The organism is Halorussus marinus, assembly GCF_004521895.1.
Classification (GTDB): domain Archaea; phylum Halobacteriota; class Halobacteria; order Halobacteriales; family Haladaptataceae; genus Halorussus; species Halorussus marinus.
Genome location: NZ_SBIR01000008.1, coordinates 131903 through 150847 on the forward strand (window position 1 = coordinate 131903; position 18945 = coordinate 150847).

The 18945-nt window shown below is 67.1% G+C and carries 14 protein-coding genes; 5 read left to right on the plus strand and 9 right to left on the minus strand.

Features of this window, described 5'->3' with window-relative positions:
• Positions 1–9 precede the first annotated feature (9 nt).
• The 6 genes from EPL04_RS11890 to EPL04_RS11915 form a co-directional block, all read right to left on the minus strand.
• Complete coding sequence (locus EPL04_RS11890; RefSeq protein WP_134671569.1) at positions 10–3915, minus strand: PAS domain-containing protein; 3906 nt, start codon at positions 3913–3915, stop codon at positions 10–12.
• 100 nt (positions 3916–4015) lie between these two features.
• A complete protein-coding gene (locus tag EPL04_RS11895) occupies positions 4016–5425 on the minus strand; it encodes a glycosyltransferase family 2 protein (protein ID WP_134671570.1) in 1410 nt (469 codons plus the stop codon).
• Positions 5422–6513: a HEAT repeat domain-containing protein gene (locus EPL04_RS11900; protein WP_134671571.1), complete on the minus strand. Its 1092-nt coding sequence runs from the start codon at positions 6511–6513 to the stop codon at positions 5422–5424. Before EPL04_RS11900 ends, EPL04_RS11895 begins: the two co-directional genes overlap by 4 nt.
• Positions 6510–6878, minus strand: a complete 369-nt coding sequence (locus EPL04_RS11905; RefSeq protein ID WP_134671572.1) for a response regulator transcription factor — start codon at positions 6876–6878, stop codon at positions 6510–6512. Before EPL04_RS11905 ends, EPL04_RS11900 begins: the two co-directional genes overlap by 4 nt.
• 152 nt (positions 6879–7030) lie before the next feature.
• Positions 7031–8449 carry an amidohydrolase gene (locus EPL04_RS11910; protein WP_134671573.1) on the minus strand — a complete coding sequence of 473 codons (1419 nt, stop codon included), beginning with the start codon at positions 8447–8449 and terminating at the stop codon, positions 7031–7033.
• A 93-nt stretch (positions 8450–8542) separates the two neighbouring features.
• Complete coding sequence (locus tag EPL04_RS11915) at positions 8543–9871, minus strand: amidase (protein ID WP_134671574.1); 1329 nt, start codon at positions 9869–9871, stop codon at positions 8543–8545.
• A 166-nt stretch (positions 9872–10037) separates the two neighbouring features.
• On the opposite strand from EPL04_RS11915, the gene EPL04_RS11920 reads away from it, so the two are divergent.
• Positions 10038–10460, plus strand: a complete 423-nt coding sequence (locus EPL04_RS11920) for a VOC family protein (RefSeq protein WP_134671575.1) — start codon at positions 10038–10040, stop codon at positions 10458–10460.
• Between the two features lie 620 nt (positions 10461–11080).
• Here EPL04_RS11920 and EPL04_RS11930 read toward each other — a convergent pair.
• Positions 11081–12280: an ABC transporter substrate-binding protein gene (locus tag EPL04_RS11930; RefSeq protein ID WP_134671577.1), complete on the minus strand. Its 1200-nt coding sequence runs from the start codon at positions 12278–12280 to the stop codon at positions 11081–11083.
• Between the two features lie 214 nt (positions 12281–12494).
• On the opposite strand from EPL04_RS11930, the gene EPL04_RS11935 reads away from it, so the two are divergent.
• Entirely contained in the window at positions 12495–14030 is a 1536-nt protein-coding gene (locus EPL04_RS11935; protein ID WP_245154560.1) for an amidase, read from the plus strand.
• Positions 14031–14385: 355 nt separating this feature from the next.
• Here the strand turns inward: EPL04_RS11935 and EPL04_RS11940 are convergent, their stop codons facing one another.
• A complete protein-coding gene (locus tag EPL04_RS11940; RefSeq protein ID WP_134671578.1) occupies positions 14386–15159 on the minus strand; it encodes a fumarylacetoacetate hydrolase family protein in 774 nt (257 codons plus the stop codon).
• A 223-nt stretch (positions 15160–15382) separates the two neighbouring features.
• Here EPL04_RS11940 and EPL04_RS11945 point away from each other — a divergent pair, with 223 nt between their 5' ends.
• The gene (locus EPL04_RS11945) at positions 15383–16171 is read left to right on the plus strand and encodes an HpcH/HpaI aldolase family protein (protein ID WP_134671579.1); all 789 of its coding nucleotides are present in this window, start codon (positions 15383–15385) and stop codon (positions 16169–16171) included.
• 49 nt (positions 16172–16220) lie between these two features.
• On the opposite strand, the gene EPL04_RS11950 is transcribed toward EPL04_RS11945, so the two are convergent.
• Positions 16221–17039, minus strand: a complete 819-nt coding sequence (locus EPL04_RS11950; protein ID WP_134671580.1) for an aldo/keto reductase — start codon at positions 17037–17039, stop codon at positions 16221–16223.
• 184 nt (positions 17040–17223) lie between these two features.
• On the opposite strand from EPL04_RS11950, the gene EPL04_RS11955 reads away from it, so the two are divergent.
• Entirely contained in the window at positions 17224–17886 is a 663-nt protein-coding gene (locus EPL04_RS11955) for a hypothetical protein (protein WP_134671581.1), read from the plus strand.
• Positions 17887–18042: 156 nt separating this feature from the next.
• Positions 18043–18945: an ABC transporter permease gene (locus EPL04_RS11960; RefSeq protein WP_134671582.1), complete on the plus strand. Its 903-nt coding sequence runs from the start codon at positions 18043–18045 to the stop codon at positions 18943–18945.

Genomic DNA, 18945 nt, shown 5'->3' on the forward strand with positions numbered 1-18945 from the left:
GCCGACGGGTCACTCGGCCGCGACGAACTCGAAGCGGGCGCCGCCGTCCGAGCCGTCTGTCACCGACACCGTCCAGCCGTGGGCCGCCGCGATGTCGGCGACGATCGAGAGCCCGAAGCCGGTCCCGCCCTCGGTGGACGTGACGCCGTAGTCGAATATCTCGTCGCGTTTCTCTGGCGCGATCCCCTCGCCGTCGTCCTCGACGTAGAACCCCTCCGCCGCGTCGAGCGGGCCCACGGTGATCGTGACGGCCGCCCCGCCGTGTTCGACCGCGTTTCTGAAGAGGTTCTCGAACAGCTGTGTCAGCCGACTGCCGTCCCCGACCACCGTGGGAACGCCATCTGCGACCGTGAGCGTCGCTTCGTCGGTGTCGACGTACCCCCACGCCTCGGTCGTCACGCTCCGGAGGTCGACGCGCTCGGGGTCCGTGACCGTCGACTCGCCGCGAGCCAGCGTGAGGAGGTCCTCGATGAGCCGCTCCATGCGGTCGTGTGCCGATTCGATCCGATCGAGATGCTCCAGCTCGCCCGTCTCGCCGACCACGTCGAGAAAGCCCTTGGCGACCGACAGGGGGTTTCGGAGGTCGTGGGCCACGACGCTCGCGAACTCGTCGAGCCGTTCGTTCTGGCGCTGGAGTTGGACCTCCCGGCTCGCCCGCGCGAACGCCGCCTCGACGGTCGCGCCCAGTATCCGGAAGAGATCGGCGTCGGTCTCGGAGAACGCGTCTTTCTCCGGCGTCCCGACCCCGAGGAGCCCGAACTCGCCGAGGGGAACGAACAGGCCGCTCACGAGATCCGAAGCGGACTCATCGAGGGCGGGCTCGGCCTGCAGGTCGTCGTACACCCGGAGATCGGACTGCTCGAACGCGTCCCACGCGAGGCTCTCGCCGGCCTCCAATCGCGGCAACTCGTCGATCGCGTCTTCCGTGGCGTCGCTGGCCGCCAGCGGGACGAGCGCGTCCGACTGGTCGGCCGACTCCCAGATCGCGGTGAGGTCGAATCCGAGAATCTCGACGGCGGCGTCGATGGCGATGGCGCCGATCTCGTCGCTCGACTGGGCGCCGCTGAGCCGCTGGGCGGTCTCCTGAAGCGAGCGGAGCTTCGCTTCTAGTTGCTTCTGTTCGGTGATGTCTTCGAGGACCGCGAGGATGCTCGAAATCTCGCCGTCCGGGTCGGTGATCGGGGCGACCGACAGGAGCAGATTAAGCTCCTCGCCGTCTTTGGTCTCCCGTCGTATCTCTTTGCCCCGAATTCGCTCGCCGTTCAGGGCGCGCTGTCGGTGGGACGCGAACTCCGCTTGGCGCTCGTCCGGGACGATCGGATTGAGTTCGCCGAGCACCTCCTCGCGCGACCAGCCGAACATCTGCTCGGCCTCGTCGTTCCACCGGACGACGGTTCCGTCGGTGTCGATCTCCATCACGGTCAGCGGCGTCGCCTCGATGAGCGACTCCAGTCGCTCGTTGGTCGTCTCGAGGTCGCGCTCTCGCTCGACCTGTTCGGTCACGTTCCGAGCGATGCCGACGATACGGACGATCTCGCCGTCGACGACGACCGGCGCGAGGCTGGTGTCCCAGAACCGCGCGTCGTCGTCGATGTCGAGCTCTTCGCGATACGAGATCGGGCCGCCCTGTTCGACACACGCGGTGTAGTTCGACGCGAGCTCGGCGCCCCGTTCGTCGCCGAACACCTCTCGGGGCGACTGGCCCCGGACCTGCTCGGTCGTGAGCCCGGTCTGGGTCTCGTAGCCCGGACTGAGCCGAGCGAACTCAAAGGACGGGTCCCCCTCGGTCTCGTCGACGTCGAGCAGGAAGATCGCGTCCCCGGAGGTGTCGAGCAGTGCCTCGTACTCCTCGGCGAGTTCCTGATGGCCGCGCTTGCGGGCCTTTCGCTCGGTGATGTCTTGAAACACTCCGCGAAGCACGACGTCGCCGCGTGCGGTGGCATCGACACACTCGCCCCACGCGCGGACGTCGCGCACCTCGCCGTCGGTCCGGACCACCCGGAGGTCGAGATCGTACGACTCGCCCTCCTCGATCGCCCGGTCGACCGCCGCCGATATCGTCTCCCTGTCGGCGGGGTGGTAGAACTCGATGGCGTCGTCCAGCGTGGGCTCGTACTCGGGGTCGACGCCGTGGATCTCTCGGACGCCCGCCGACCACCGGACGTCGCCCGTCGACGGGAAGTACTCCCAGACGCCGATGTCCGCGATGTCCTGGACGCGTTCGAACAGGAACTCCTGGCGTTCGAGTTCGGTGCGGTCCCGCCCCCGAGAGATCTCCGCGCTGACGAGTTCGGACAGCAGTTCGACGAACGTCCGTTCGAGCCGCCCGAACTCGGCGTCCCGCACGGTCGGACTCGAGAAGTTGACCGTCCCGTAGCGCTCGCCGTCGACGACGAGGGGCGCGCCGATGTACGACGCCAGTTCGAACTCGCGATAGGCGGGATGGGTCTCCTTTCCGTCTGCGACCGCGTCGGCGAACGAACAGACCGCGTCGGTCCCGACGACCTCCTCGCAGTACGTCGATTCGAGGTCGAACCGATCCCCGGCCTCGATCTCGGCGTCGGGCGCGTGAGCCGCCCTGACCGCGTAGTCGTCGCCCCGGACGTGCGAGACGATCCCGATTTCGAGATCGAGGGTCCGACAGCCGACTTCCAACAGCCTGCGGAGGCGGGTCTCGGCGGCGACGTCGGTCTCGGCCATGACCGACTGGAGTTCCCTGAGCGAGTCGCGTTCGCGCTCTAACCGTCGGTTGGCCTCGCGCTGTTCGGTGACGTCTCGGGCGACGACGAGCACGCGTTTGGTCTCTCGGCTCCGGAACGGCGTAAAGCGGACGTCGAACGAGCGGTCGCGGCCGCCGACTTCGAGGTCGAGTTTGAGGTCCGAATCGTACAGGCCGGTGACCCCGCCGTCGCTCTCGATCTCGTTCAGCGTCGACTCGACGGCGGCCGAGAACCGCTCGGCGTCCGACTCAGCCAGCCGGTCGCCGACGACCGCCTCGAGCGCTCGGCCCTCGAGTTGGGTCGACTGCTCGCCGGTGACAAGCCGTTCGGCGGCCGCGTTCGTGAACTGCACGACCCCCTCGTCGTCGAGGACGAGCACGGCGTCGTGGATGTTCCGGAGGATCGTCTCGCTCCGCTCCAGATCGAGTTCTCGCTCGCGCTCGGCCGTTATCTCCCGGGAGAAGACGGTCAGGCCGTCGTCGTCGGGAAACACCCGTATCTCGACCCAGTAGTCGAACGGGGCTCCGATCCGGTGTTCGAACGTCCGGGATTCGCCGGTCTGCATCGCGGTTCGGTATCGGCGTTCGAGCTCCGTGCCCACGATCGACGGGAACGACTCCCAGAGCGTCGTCCCGACGACGGCGTCCGGGTCGCAGTCGACGCGGTCGGCCATCTTCTCGTTCATGTACTCGATGCGCCACTCGTCGTCGACGGCGTAGATCGCGTCGGTCGCGCGTTCGAGCGTCCGCTCGAAGCGGTCGGAGATCCGTTCGGCGACCGCTTCCTTCCGGGCGGCCTCGACGAGCGTCCGGACGCGGCGCGCGAGCAACTCGAAGCTGTCGTGGTCGGACCGGATCGGGATGTAATCGGAGACGCCCGCCTGTGTCGCCTCGCCCGCGATCCGCTCGCTTCCACGACCGGTAAACAGGATCGTCGGAAGCTCGTAGCCGTCGGCTCCCAGTCGTTCGAGGAGGTCGATCCCTGTCCCGTCCGCCAGCGAGTAAGAGGTCACCACGCAGTCGACTGCGGCCGAGTCGACCCGGTCGATGGCCGCGGCCGCGGTGTCGACGGTCGTGACTTCGAAGGACGACGAGAGACTCAGGAGTTTCGTCTCGGTCAACTCCGCGAACCCCTCGTCGTCGTTCACGTACAGAACGTGAATGGAGTCAGGGATCCCGACATCTGTACGAGCCATTACCCCGAGTAAAGAGCCGAGTGTTATCAATCGTTTGTCTTAGTTCTGTTCGGTGACAAGACGGCTGAATTTCGGTTGTCGTCGTCCCGGATGAATCGGCTCAGTCGGCGTCGAACCCGGAGCGGCGCATCTCACCCCACGACGTCTCGCCGCGGAGATACTCGTAGAGCCCCCGCCACGCGATCAGGGTCTTCCACTGTCTGAACCCGAAGTTCTCCAGAACGCCGTGGCCAAGCAGACGGAGGACCTGCATCGGTCGGTCGTACCGCCTGAAGCTCCAGACTTCGCTGAGGATTCCGAACCACGACAGGAGCACGCCCACCCCGACCGTGAGCCCGAAGTACAGGAGCATGAACGACGCGTCCGCGGCCCCGACCGCGAACGCCAGGGGCACGATCACGTACCCGAACCCCTCGACCAGCGGTCCGAAGACCTCCGCGAGCAGGAAGGCGGGGTAGCCGAACACGCCGGGCGAGCCGTACCGTCGACGACCGAGCATCCGCCGGTGGCGAGCCATCGTGTCGAGGAGTCCTCGATACCACCGGCGTCGCTGTCGGCTGAACGCGGCCCGCGACTCTGGGACTTCGGTCCAGACGACCGGCTCGGGCACGAACTCGACGTTGTACTCCCGGTCTCGCTCCCGGAGATACCGGTGCAGACGCAGGGTCAGCTCGAAGTCCTCGGTCACGCTCGCGGTCTCGTACCCGCCGACCTCGCGGACGAGGTCGGTCCGGAACACGCCGAACGCGCCCGAAATCAACATCAGGGCGTTCAGCCGATCGAGCCCCAGTCGCCCGGAGTAAAACGCCCGCAGGTACTCCATCGTCTGAAGGCCCGCCAGCCTGCTTTCCGGGAGGTCGACCGATTCGATCGTCCCGTTATCGATCGAACAGCCGTTCGCGACGCGGATCGTCCCGCCGGTCGCGACGGTCTCCTCCGGGCGATCCAAGAACGGTTCGACCGCCTGCAAGAGCCCGTCCCTGTCGATGATCGAGTCGGCGTCGATCGTACAGAACAGCGGCTGGTCGGCGAGCCAGATTCCCGCGTTCACCGCGTCGGCCCGACCGCCGTTTACCTTATCGACGACCCGGAGGGTGGGGGCGTCGTCGGACCGATACACCGCTTCGATCGGCTCGCTGGGGACGTCGAACGGGACCGGGGCGTCGATCCGCCGGAGGTCGAACGCCGAACGGAGCTCCGAGAGCGTCGCGTCGTCCGAGCCGTCGTTGACGACCACGATCTCGAGCTCCGGGTAGTTGAGGTTCAACAGCGACTGGACGTTCTCGACGATGACTGCCTCCTCGTTGTACGCCGGAACGACGACGGTCACGCCGGGGAAGAAAGGCGAGGCGAACCGCTGGTACATCGTCCCCGCGGCACGCTTTTTTAGGTCGGTCCGGACGCCGTACAGCGCCGCGATATGCACGATCAGATAGACGCCGTTGACCACCAGGTAGTACCCCAGAACCACCCACCCGATCAGGAGTAGCGCGTCGCCGACGGACGTCATCGCACCGCCTCGGTCTTTGTCGGTTCGGTCGACGCCAGCACCCACTCTCTGGCGGCGGCGCTGGCGGCGCTCAGTTCGGTCTCGTCGAGGTCTCTCGCACGCTCGCCCAGCGCCGAAATCGCGTCGATCGCCGACCGCGGGTCCGTCTCGGTGCCGATGGCCGCGAGGAGCGCCGCCGTCGACGCCTCGTCCTGCCAGGTGCCGAGCATCCGGTAGATCGCCCCTCGGACCCGCGGCGACTCGTCGGTTCGGATCCGCTCGACGTCGACCGCGGCCCGAACGTCCTCGTGCCAGCCGTATCCGACGAGCGACTCGGCCGCCGCCGCTCTGACGGCCGGTGAACTGCTCACGAACAGAAAGCCGATCCACCCCAGCGACGTGTCGGGGTTCGCCGGGCCCGCTTCGCCGATCACCCTGAGTACCTGGATGAGTCGCGACTCGGACCACTCGTCGTACGAACTCGTCGCGCGTTCGAACAGCGGCGCGGGCGAGAGCTTGTTGAGCTGGTAGAGCGAGTCCACGCCGAGCACTGACAGCGGCCGGGACCCGCGTAGCAACAGCTCTGTCCCGATGCGCGCCGCCTCCGGGCGGTCCTGTTCGTAGAGCACCCGGGCCACCGGGGCGCTCGCGTCCGGATGCTCCTCACACGTCCGTTCGAGCGACGCCGTCGGGACGTCGACGTCGAGGCGGGCGATCCAGTTGAGCGCCCACCGCCGTTCGAACCGGTCTCCCTCGCGGAGTTTGCGCCGGGCCCGCCGATCGAGGCCGAGCGCGTAGCCGAGGCGCTGAAGCGACTGCCGATCGCGCCCGCGTACCCGTTCGAGGTACTCCCGTAAGAGATCCTGTGCGACGCGTCGTTCGGTCTCGTTCAGCTCTGTCACCCAGTCGTCCCACGCCGGGTCGGTCGCCTCCATCCGTTCGAGGAACGCCCGACGAATCTGCCCGCGCGCTTGCGCGGTTCGTCGGTCGCGTCGAGCGGTCAGGACGGATCGACCGATCGTGATCAGGCCGACGACGGCGAGGAGGCTGGTCACGACGGCGCCGATCAGAGAGAGCGTCTCGACGGAGACGGCCGGGGTACCGTTCATTCGAGTACTCTCTTTATTCGCGCGAGGAGTTCGTTCGCCGAGAACGGTTTCGTCATGTAGTCGGTCGCGCCGGCTTCGAGCGCGCGGACGATGTCGTCTTCTTTCCCGCGGGAGGTGAGCATGATGACTTCGAGGTCGTCGAACCGATCGTCGCCGTCCATCCGGTCGAGGACCCGATACCCGTTCAGTCCGGGCATCATGACGTCGAGCACCACCAGATCGGGGAGGTCGTCGGCGGCCGTATCCAGCCGGTTCCAGCACTCGGCGCCGTCGGAGACGGCCGTCACGTCGTATCCGTTCTGCAGTTTGAAGGTGAGAAGTTCGCGCATCTCCTCGTCGTCGTCGGCGATCAGGACAGAATGCATCCGTAGTGTATTTCTGAAGGTAGTTACTCGCCGATGAAATGCGTTTGGATAGTTCGTGACGACCTCGGACGCGACGCGTCGACCCGACCCGGAGCCCCGAGAACCGCGGCCGACCGGCGTTCGACTTCGGCCAGAGCGGTGACCCCCGAGGCTCACTCGCCGGTGATGTCGAACGGCGGTTCGGCGTCGGACGGGAGCGGCGTCTCGTAGCTCCGGTCGCCGGTCACCTCGTCGAACTCCTCGTTCGCGCGCTCGGCGATGCTCGGATCGTCGAGCAACGCGTACGCGGTCCCGCCGAGCACCTTCGCGGCGTACACCGCGCCCTCCTCGCCGAAGTCGCCGTTGGCGGCGGTCGCCTGCCAGGTGTGGGCGGGCGTGCCGACCGCCCACGTCGCCCCGCGGAACTGGCCGGTCGGCGCGATCCAGCTCACGTCGCCCACCTCGGTCGAGCCGCCGCCGACCTCGCCCTCGCCGTGGGGCGGGATCGGCTCGTCGTAGAGGCTCGCCTCGCGCATCGCGTCGGCGTGGTCGGTCGGCATCCCCTCGACGCTCGCCTCGATCTGCTCGGGGTCGAGCGTCTCGCGGAGGTCGGCGGCGAACGAGCGGTCGGCCTCGTCGTAGCCGACCGCGCCGAGTTCCTCCATCGTCTCCCAGATCGCGTCGGTTACCGTCCGGTTCGGGAGGTAGTCGTAACAGCCGGTGACGTACCGCCGGTCGACCTCGGTCCGGGTCATCGCGGCGGCCGCACCTGCGATGTCGCTCACCCAGTCGCTGATGCGCTCGACCTCGGGGCGGGTGGGCGCCCGGACGTAGTACCAGACGGTCGCCTCCGCGGGCACCACGTTCGGCGCCTCGCCGCCGTCGGTGATGACGTAGTGGATCCGGGCCTCCTCGGGGACGTGCTCGCGCATGTACTCGACCCCGGCGTTGAGGAGTTCGACCGCGTCGAGCGCCGACCGACCCGATTCGGGGGAGGCGGCGGCGTGAGCCGAGACGCCCTCGAAGGTGAACTGCATCGAGTCGAGCGCGAGCGACCGCTTGAGCGTGGGCGTGGTGTGGTCGGCGGGGTGCCACGTAATCGCGGCGTCGAGGTGGTCGAACGCGCCGTCGCGGGCCATAAACACCTTCCCGACCAGCGTCTCCTCGGCCGGACAGCCGAAGAACTCGATCGTCCCCTCGACGTCGCCGCGCTCGATGGCGCACTTGACCGCGATCGCGCCGCCGACGCCCGCGACTCCGAAGAGGTTGTGTCCACAGCCGTGGCCCGGGCCGCCCTCCTCGACGGGGTCGCGCTCGGCGGTCGTGGTCTGGGAGAGGTCCGGAAGCGCGTCGTACTCGCCCAGAATTCCGATCGTCGGATCGCCCTCGCCGTACGACGCCACGAACGCGGTCGGCATCCCGCCGACGCCGACCTCGACGTCGAACCCCGCCTCCTCGAGGCGGTCGATCAGGACCTGCGAGGACTCTTCCTCGTGGAGCCCGAGTTCGGGCGTCTCCCAGATCCGGCGGGCCATCGAGGTCAGCCGGTCGCGCTGTTCGGCCACGTCCTGAAACACGGTATCTTTTGACACGGTCGTGGAGTCGCAGGGCCCGACCATCAACGTTCGGCTCACCGACCGCGCTCGCCGGTTCCGCCGGCGACCCCCACCGGACGACGCGGTCGGTCAGCGCGCGTCCGCGAGTACCGCCGCGAGCGACTCGGCCCACGCGAGCAGGCGCTCGTCGTCCCCGAACGCCGTCGCGCACTGGAGCCCGACCGGCAGGCCGTCCGCGCGGTCGCCCGGGAGCGAAATCGCGGGCACCCCGGCGTGAGTCCACGGGAGGTTCATAACCGGGTCGCCCGTGTCGCCGATCCCCGCCGGCGCCGGCCCGGGCGCGGACGGACTGAGCCAGACGTCGATCCCTTCCTCGTTCATCACGTCCGCCAGCCGTGCCCGGAGGTCGCGCCGACTCGCTCGGGCGTCGGCCAGTTTGCCGACCCCGACCGACCGGCCCTCGCGGACGAGTTCGGCGGTGCCCTCGGCGTACCTGTCCTCGTAGTCGCGGAACCACTCGGCGTGCGCGAGCGCGGCCTCCGCGGCGACGAGCCGCTCGTGGCGCTCGTTGAGCGCGTCGATATCCTCGAACGGGTCGGCGCGTCTGACCTCGTATCCAGCCCGTTCGAGCGTGTCGACCTGCGCGTCGAATCGCTCGCGGCCGACCGTCGACGCCTGCGCGAGGTACGGGTCGCCCGGGACCCCGAGGACCGGCTCGTCGGGGGTCTCGACGGGCTCCCACGTCTCGCACAGCACCGGCGCGGCCGCCCGGACGTCGGCCACGTCGCGGGCGAACGCGCCGACGTGGTCGACCGACTCGGCCAGCGGGATCACGCCGTCGATCGGGACGCGGCCGTAGCTCGGCTTGAACCCGACGATCCCGCAGAACGCGGCGGGACGGATCACCGAGCCGATGGTCTGGCTCCCGAGCGCGAGCGGCGTCTCGCCCGCCGCGACCGCGGCCGCCGAGCCGCTGCTGGAGCCGCCGGGCGTTCGGTCGGGGTCGTGGGGGTTCCGGGTCGGCCCCGGCTCGAAGTGGGCGAACTCCGTCGTCACCGTCTTCCCCAGCACGATCGCGCCGGCGTCCCGGAGCGCGGAGACGACGCCGGCCTCCGCGCCGGTCAGCTCGGCGATCGGGAGCTCCGAGCCCGCGCGCGTCGGGAACCCGTCGACGTGGAAGATGTCTTTGACCCCGACCGGGACGCCGTACAGCGGCGGCCGGTCGTTCGGATCGGGGTACCGATCGCGGAGCGCCGCGGCGGCGGCGGTCACGCGCTCGCGGCGGTCGGACTCGGCCACCAGCGCCCGAACCGTCGGCTCGACGGCCTCGGCGCGGTCGACCAGCCCGTCGACGTACGCCAGCGGGTCGCGATCGCCGGTTCGCAACGCGCTCGCGGCGTCGGTCAGGCCCGCGGCGTCGGTCGCTGTCAGAGTCGGCTCGGCGGATTCGTCGCTCATGGGTTCGTCGTGGGAGCCACAACGCGGACGACCGAATTGAAGGTTGTGCTACCGGGTGTCAGGAGCCGCCGGGGCGGCCCGCCGCGAGGGACAATCGGACTCGCCCGCCGGCGCCGTCGCCGATTCGAGCGAAACCGGCTTGTGGCCGGGGCGCACAGCCACGGACGTGAGTTCGAATCTAACGGCCCACCACTACGGAATCACCGTCGCCGACCTCGACCGCGCGATCGAGTTCTACCGGGACGTCCTCGGACTCGACGTGCTCGACCGATTCGCCGTCTCGGGACCGGCGTTCGCCGACGCGGTCGGCGTCGACGGCGCGACCGGCGGGTTCGCGCACCTCGACGCCGGATCGGCCCGCGTCGAACTCGTCGAGTACGAGCCGGAAGGCGACGACGCCGACGCCGGCGCCGTCAATCGGCCGGGCGCCACGCACCTCGGGCTCGCGGTCGAGGACGTCGAGGCGTTCCACGAGGGGCTCCCGAGCGACATCGAGACGATCAGCGACCCACGAACGACCGAGAGCGGAGCCACGATCCTGTTCGTTCGCGATCCGGAGGGCAATCTGATCGAACTGATCGAAGCGTAGCGGGCGTCTATTTATACGGTCCCGCGGGCCGAGCGGCAAGTACGGATCGTCGACTAACCAGAAAGCACTCTTGTTCACACTTTCATCATGCGCGTGACGATGGATAGAAGCGAATTGGTCCAAGTCCTCACGCTCTGGTTCGTAGTTATGACCTTTATTGTTACAGCTCCCGGGGCTGATAATCCGATATTTAGCGCAATCGAGATCGGCTCCCTCCTGCTAATGTATCTCCTTCCGTTGTGGATCGTCGTAGAACTCACCTCCGACTTCGTTGGGGGCCAGTGAATCGGCGACAGTGTTCAATTCGCGCCGTGTACACGTCGCGACACTTCGTGTGCTATGCTGAAACGGAGGTCGTAGACGCTGTAGAGAATATCACGAATCGACTCCTACGAGTAGCGAAACGCGCGGTCTCTGACGATCCTGCACCAACGGGTTAGAGGGGTAGCGGCGCCTATGCTGACCGGGAACTTATCGTAAACCGTAGCCTCCGCGAGTACTTAGACTTCTGGACGCACTCCGAATACCGATTCGGTGTTTGTAAAGCGCGTCGTGGAAACAGGACGTCCCACACTCAAGGGGCGAGCGGTGTCAGCCGTGAGCGAGTAGGGTGGGGTAGTTCACACGTCTCCGTCCCGAATATCGGCGATTCGTTGGCGACTGTACAGTTGCTCGTCTTGGCCGAAAACGTCGGGGAACAACTGCTTCGCGGCACGTTCGGTCTTTGCGAGGTTGATAATCGGGCCTTGGTACATCCCGCCTGCCGGATAAACCTCACCGTTCTGAACTGCGCGTAGTTGGCTCGCTACGTCGTGGTCTTGGAGGAACGTGAGGTACGTCTCGCGGAACTCTGAGCGCGTCCAGTGCTCGTCGGTGTAGAACAGTATGATCTCGGGATCGACGTCCAGCAGCGTCTCGTAATCGATAGTGCCGCGATCGGACGTAAAGCTCTGGATGTCTGAGCCTTCAAACGCATCGCTTACACCGAGGTCGTGCCAGTGTTTGTACGCAGTCGTCTCACCGAGCCGATAGGGGTAGTACTTTTCCGGTTGCGTCGATGCTGGCGAGAGAAGCCCGATTGCCGGGCGCTCGCTCTCGGGTGGCAGTCGTTCCTGTATGCTCGAAACGGTCTCGTCGTGGAGCGCCTGAAGCGCCTCGAAACGGTCCATTCGCTGGAATACCTGTGCGACCTTCTCGGTGGCCTCGTACAGCGAGTAGTACGGGTAGTCCTCGTGCCACGAATACGTCGAGAAGCTCGTGTTGCCACAGAACGGAGAGAGACGCTCGGCCATCTCCGTGACATCCGCGCGCTTCCAGTTGGGGATGAGGTTGGTCATATAGTTCGGGTCGATAAAGTGTACGTCGGCGTCAATTTCTAACAAGGTCTCCTTGGAAATCCCGTCTTGCCAGAGCGAAATCATATCCTCCTTGCCAGTGGAGAGCCCCGGAATGTCCTCGTATGCCCACGTCCGGTACTCGCCTGTGAGGACGATTGCACTCGGCTTCTCCAATCCGAGTGAAACACCCATGTCCCCCCAACTGGCATTTTCTGCGACCCACGTTTGGGGAACAGACTCGAAGGTGACGTCGCCAACAGGTTCTATCGTCACGGAGTACGAACTGTCTTCCGTGGTTGTCTCGGTCGGTGTGGCGGTCGTCGTCTCCGTCGCAGTCGGCGTGGAATCCGATTCTGTTACGGTGTTTTGGGAATCGTCTCCACCGGTACAACCGGCAAGCAACCCGCTACCAACGAGAGCGCCGCCATACTTCATGTAGTTACGCCGCGTGGTAGATCGTCGTTCGTTGACTTCGTCTGCCATATTGTTTAGGCCAGCCTAAAAATTGAAAAGGGTTTCGGAACGCAGCGGTTGATTCGTAGTACCACCAGCGACGGGAGCGATTTGACTCACGTCAGACCGAGATCGATAGGGTGATACGACTGCCAGCCACCGGGAGCAAGCGACGGTCGGCTCGCGACCGTTCGGTCCGGCGACGCACCCGTCACACCGATGGTTGTTAGGTGTTGGAATTGGTATGCGCTTCCAAGACATGGATTCGACTGGCGACGCCGACTCGTTCGACGTGCTCGAAGCGACGATCGGCGACATCCGCGCCGCCATCGAGGCGGGCGAGGTCACCGCCGCAGAGCTCGTCGAACGCTACCGGGCCCGGATCGACGAGTACGACGGCGACCTGAACGCGATACTGACGCTGAACGACGCCGCCCGCGAGCGCGCCCGGGAACTCGACGCCCAGTTCGAGGACTCGGGGTTCGTCGGCCCGCTCCACGGCGTCCCGATCCTGCTGAAGGACAACCACGACACCCGCGACATGCCGACCACCGCGGGGTCGACCGCGCTGGCGGAGTCGGTCCCCGACGAGGACGCGTTCGTCGTCCGCCGGCTCCGGGAGGCCGGCGGCGTGATCGTCGGGAAGACGAACCTCCAGGAGTTCTCGTACGGCGTCGACACCATCAGCTCGCTCGGCGGGGAGACTCACAACGCCTACGACCTCGACCGGCGGCCGTCTGGCTCCAGCGGGGGGACCGCCGCGGCGGTCGCCGCGAACCTCGGGGCGGTCGGGACCGGCTCGGACACCTGCTCGTCGGTCAGGTCTCCGCCCGCGTTCAATGATCTGGTCGGAGTCCGACCGACCCGCGGGCTGGTCAGCCGCACCGGCGTCGTCCCGCTGAGCGAGTCCCAGGACACCGCGGGGCCCATCGCCCGGCGCGTCGCCGACGCCGCCCGACTGCTCGACGCGATGGCCGGCTACGACCCCGAGGACCCCGTCACCGCGCGGGGCGTCGGCCGCGTCCCCGACGGCGGCTACGTCTCGCACCTCGACGCGGACGGCCTCGACGGCGCTCGGATCGGCGTCGTTCGGGAGTTCTTCGGTCTACAAGACGAGGAGAGCGCACCCGCCGAAGCGGCCGAGAAAGTGACCGAGATCGTCGACTCCGCGATCGCGGAGATGGCGGCGGCGGGCGCGACGATCGTCGACTCCGTGGCGGTCGCCGACACGGACGAACTCGGGTCGGCTCGCGTCATCCCGTACGAGTTCAAACGCGACTTCGACGCGTATCTGGCGGGGCTCGACGACGCGGTGGCGTACGACTCGCTCGCGGAGATCGTCGCGTCCGGGGAGGTCGCACCGGCGGTCGCCTCCCGACTGGAGGGTAGCGACATCCTCGACACCGACGTGGAGTCGCTCGACCGAAACCTCGGCTACCTCCGGCGACTCGACCGGCGGCGCCGGCTCAAGATCGACACCGAGCGCCGGATGGTCGAACGGGACCTCGACGCCCTGCTGTACCCGCCGTCGACGATCCCGCCGGTCGAGATTCCCGACCACCAGCCGTTCGAGGAGCTGAACTGCGAGCTGTCGGCCCACACGGGTCTGCCCTCGATGGTCGTGCCGGCCGGGTTCACCGACGACGGTCTCCCGGTGGGCGTCGAACTGCTCGGCCGGGAGTTCGCCGAGCCGCGACTCTTCGAACTCGCCTACGCGTACGAGCAGGCGACCGACCACCGGCGACCGCCGGCCGGGTTCGGCGCGCTCGACTCGGAGTAGCCGGGGCAGGCGGGCGGGTAGTATTTTGTTATTTGAACAATTCTATATCCCGTCACGGCGGCGGTAGTGAACCAAACAAGACGGGCGGTAGCCAAGAGACAGTATATATTGCACCCGATAATTCGCAAGAAAGAGTTTAAAATACGATTGTTTCTATTTTTGGCACCTTCAACAACATAGTTAAATTAGTCGATAGATCCGCGAGTCGTATCGCACACAGAGTAAGTAGATGGTAAGCATATAGTATTGTTTCATACACACAATAATACACAATTATACTATCGCCCGACGAGAGGCTTCAGTCAGGCAAACCGAGACGCGCCGGGTCGAGCGGGCGCCGAACTCGACCGTCTACTCAGTGGTCCGGCATGAAGTCGTGTTCGACCTCCCCGGAGAACTCCTCGGCGACGAACTCGTTGCGGAGCGTCCCCACGCCCTCGATCTCGATCTCGACAGAATCGCCGTCGCTGATCGGACTCACGCCCGAGGTCGTCCCGGTCGCGATCACGTCGCCCTCCTCTAAGGTCACCAGCGTGGTGATCTCTTCGATCAGTTCCGGGACCGAGAAGATGAGGTTGTCGATGGTCGACTCTTGTTGGATCTCGCCGTTCTTCCGGAGCCTGATCGAGGCGTCCTCGGGGACGCGGTCAGGCGACGCGACCACCGGCCCGATCGGGGCGGCGTTGTCGAACGACTTCCCCCGAACCCAGTTTTGCTCTTGGCGCTGGTCGTCCCGGTTCGAGAGGTCGTTGACGCAGGTGTAGCCCGCGATGACCTCCTCGGCCCGGTCGGCCGGGACGTTCCGACACTGCTCGCCGATGACGACCCCCAGTTCGGCCTCGTGGTCGATGCGCTCTTTGTCGTCCGGGAGCGCGATGGTGTCGCCGTGGGCCGCGAGCGTGTTCGGCGCTTTCAGGAACAACAGCGGGCGTTCCGGAATCTCGGAGTCGGTCTCCTCGGCGTGGTCGGCGTAGTTCAGCCCGACGCAGACGATCTTGCTCGGCTCGACCGGCGACAGTACCGTCACCTCGTCGAGGTCGAACTGCCGGGTGGCGAAGGCGACCCCCTCGTCGGTCCACTCGCCGACCCGCACGGAGCCGGCCGGGTCGCGGAATCGAACTCGTTGCATAGCGACATGAAGTGGTGCGGGAATACGTAAAAAGATTTTTGCTCCGGAAACCGTGGCGGTCAGCGACTGACGCGCCGGTGAGTGTAATTCTCTCGCAGATTTCAGACCGAGACGGACGAGCAAAGCAGTCAGCTCCCGCCGGCCGCGAGCGGCCTCACGGACCGAACGTGTGATCGTCCGGTCCGTCCCGAATACTGAATACTCTCGGTGATGTGTGACACCTATGGGCAAACAGCGTCGCGTGAGTCACCTGCTCGACGAACAGGGGCCGATCCTCGGCGCCCGAGCCGCGACGACGTCACCGTCGGTCGTCGAAGTGTACGGCGAGATGGGACTGGACTTCGCGTGGATCGACCTCGAACACGCCGGGGCGAGCCCGTTCGACAGCCGAGTCCTCGACCGACTGGCGAGGGCGGCCGACGCGGCCGAGATCGACCTCGTGGTACGGCTCCCGTCCGGCGATCCCGCGGCCGTCCGGAAGGTGCTCGACACCGGCGTCAAGACGCTCCTGATTCCGCGCGTAGAGTCGGCCGACGAGATCAGGCAGGCGATCGAGGCCGCCCGGTTCGCCTACGACGGTCGTCCGGGCAGTTACGGCGCCGGCGCCGGACGCGACAGCGGGTGGGGCGACGCCTCGTCGATCGATCCGTCCGCCCACGACGAGGCGGTGTCGGTGGGCTGTATGATCGAGACACGGACCGCGGTCGAGAACCTCGGCGCCATCGCGGCGGTGCCGGAGCTCGGCTTCGCGTTCGTCGGGCCCGCGGACCTCTCGGTTTCGATCGGTCGTCCATTCGAGAAGGATCATCCCGACGTTCGGCGGGCGATCGCGGAGATACGGGAGGCGTGTCTCGACGCCGGCGTCCCCCTCGGGTGGGTCACCGACGACGCGGCGGACGCCGAGGCCGCGATCGATCGGGGGTACCGACTGCTCCGACTCGGCGACGAGGTCGCGTCGGCGCGGGCCGTGCTGGGGTCGCGGCTCGACTCGCTGCGCGCCGGCTCGGAGTGATCGCCATCGAGCGATCTGAGAGACCGACCGAGATCGAGCGATCGGACGGTCACCACGCCGGCGCGTAGTCCGGATCGTACTGGCGGTCTTCCTGCTCGATGCCGTCGATCGCCGCGATCTCGGGCTCGTCGAGGTCGAACTCCAGGGACGACCAGTTGTCGCGAATGTGCTCGTCGGTGCTCGCCTTCGGGATCGTCGCGACGCCCTTCTCGCGGAGCCACGCCAGGCTCACCCGCGCCTCGCTGACGCCGCGCTCCTCGGCGATCTCCCCGATCACCCGATTCTCGAACACCGCGCCGTAGCCGAGCGGGGCGTACGCCACGAGCGTGATGTCGTGGGTCTCGCAGTACTCCCGGAGCCGTTCTTGCTGTAGGAGCGGATGCATCTCGACCTGCAACGCCTGGATCGGCGCCTCGGAGGCCGCCCGGGCCTCGTCCAACAGCTCGGGGGTGAGGTTGCAGACCCCGATGTGGTCGACGACGCCCTCCTCGCGGAGCTCCGCGCACGCCTCGAACGTCGCCTCGGGGTCGTAGTCGCCGCCCGGCCAGTGGACGCCGTAGAGCAGGTCGACCCGCTCGAGGCCGAGCCGGTCGAGGCAGTCTCGCGCGCTGTCGAGGACGTCGTCGGTTGCGTACCCGTCGGCGAACTTCGGGTGGAGCACTTTCGTCGCGAGGAACACGTCCTCGCGGTCGACGTCGGCCGCCGCGATTCCTTCACCGACCGCCTCCTCGTTGCCGTACGCCTCTGCGGTGTCGACGTGCCTGTATCCCACGTCCAGCGCGGTTCGGACGTTGTCCCGGCACCGCTCGGGGTCGGTGTTCCGGTACGTGCCCAGCCCGAGCGCCGGGATCTGTGTGCGCGCGGTCATGGCCGTGGTAATCGGTAACAGGTCAAAAAAGCGTTTCCCCGCCGCGGCCTCGGCGGCGGGGCACAGCGAAGCGCGCGACCGGGGTTCGCGGTCTAAACGGTCAGCCGGGACCGCCGGAACCGCACGGCCCCCACGCCGGCCGCGGAGGTTTTATCACCGTGCAGACCGCCGATAGGTGTGTGAGATGCCAGCAAAAAGCGTGCTATTCGACGCCGGCGTACTGACCGTCGACGGCGAAGCCGCGACAACGACAGGGGAGTTCGAGGAGGCTGTCACAGATTACACCGCCGAGTTCGCGGGTCGGGACGCCGACGACCTCCTCCCCGCGGTTCGCCGCCGGGTCGACGAGGAGACGGTGGTCGAGCCGCTCGCGGCGCTCGGCGCGACCGATCCACGGACGGTGGCCGAGCTGTGCGCGCTCGCCGACCGCCTGGAGCCGGCGGCCGACGACGAGTGGCTCCAGTTGCTCCCCCCGCTGTGGCTGTTTCGGGGCGACGACTACGACGTCAGGACCGACGGGGTCCCGGCGGCGTTCGTCCCGGTGCCGGCGACTCATCTGTCGCACCTGACGCGGGTGTACTCGCCGGCGGTGGTCTACGTCTGGCTGGACGACTCGGAGAGCTGTGAACTGGCCCGGCGGGACCTCGAAGCGGTTTTCGAGGAGCCCCGGGGCGTGATGCCGTTCGCCGTGTACGGGCCGGCCGACCGGGAGTTCCTCGACCGGGAGTACGACCTCACAGCGGGACCGGCACTGCTGTTCGTGCGCGACGGGGCGGTCGAGGCGCGCCTCTACGGCGCTCACGGGCCCGCCACGGTCGAGGCGGAGCTGGAGCGCCACCGCGCATGAACCCCCGGGCGCGGATCGGGACCGACTCCCGTGGGGAATCCGGACGGGGACGGCCCCAGCACAATCTTTTTACCAGTTGCGGTGTGTTTACACATGGCAAATCATGACCGTCGACGGAGAGTGTGATTACTGCGCCGTGGGGCCGTGGGGGTACCGATGAGCGTCGCGGAGCGGGTCCGAGCGTACCGGAACAGCGACTTCGCGATCATCGCTCGGCGCACGATGCGGAACCTCCTCTCCGAGCGCATCACCCGGTTCGCGTTCGGGGTGCTGGTGGCGATCCTGATCCTCGGGGTGATCGGACCGATGATCGCGCCGTACCCGTACAACGAGCAACAGACGACCGCGAGCGGGGAGCTGATGCGGTACGAGCCGCCGTCGCTCGAACACCCGCTGGGGACCAACGATCGGGGAGAAGACGTGCTCTCGCGGCTTCTGATCGGGGCCCGGACGACTCTGATCACCGGGCTTCTCGCGGGGGGGCTGATGATGACGGTCGGGCTGTCGGTGGGAATGACCGCCGGCTACGTCGGGGGGAAGACCGAGAGCCTCCTCATGCGGCTGGTCGACTTCATGTACGGTATCCCGTTCATCCCGTTCGCGATCGTCCTCATCACGTTCTTCGGCGCGGGCTTTTACACCACGATCGCGATCCTCGGGCTCGTGCTCTGGCGGTTCATCGCTCGGGTGATACGCTCGCAGGTGCTCCAGATCAAACAGCGGCCATACATCATGGCCGCGCGGGCCTCCGGCGCGAGTACGCCGTGGATCATGCGCAAGCACATCCTGCCGAACATCGCCAACATGGCCGCGCTGTTTTTCGCGATGGGCGTCGGGTTGGCGATCCTAGAGCAGGCGGGCCTGTCGTTCATCGGCGTCACCGACCCGTTCACGCCGACGTGGGGGATCATGATCCGCAACGCCAATCAGGCCGGGCGGGTCGCGGACGCGTGGTGGTGGTCGTTCCCGCCGGGAATCATGATCGCGCTGACCGTCCTGTCGCTGTACCTGCTCGGGCGGGGCTACGAGGGCGGCGGCGACGACGAGGTGGTGGTCTGA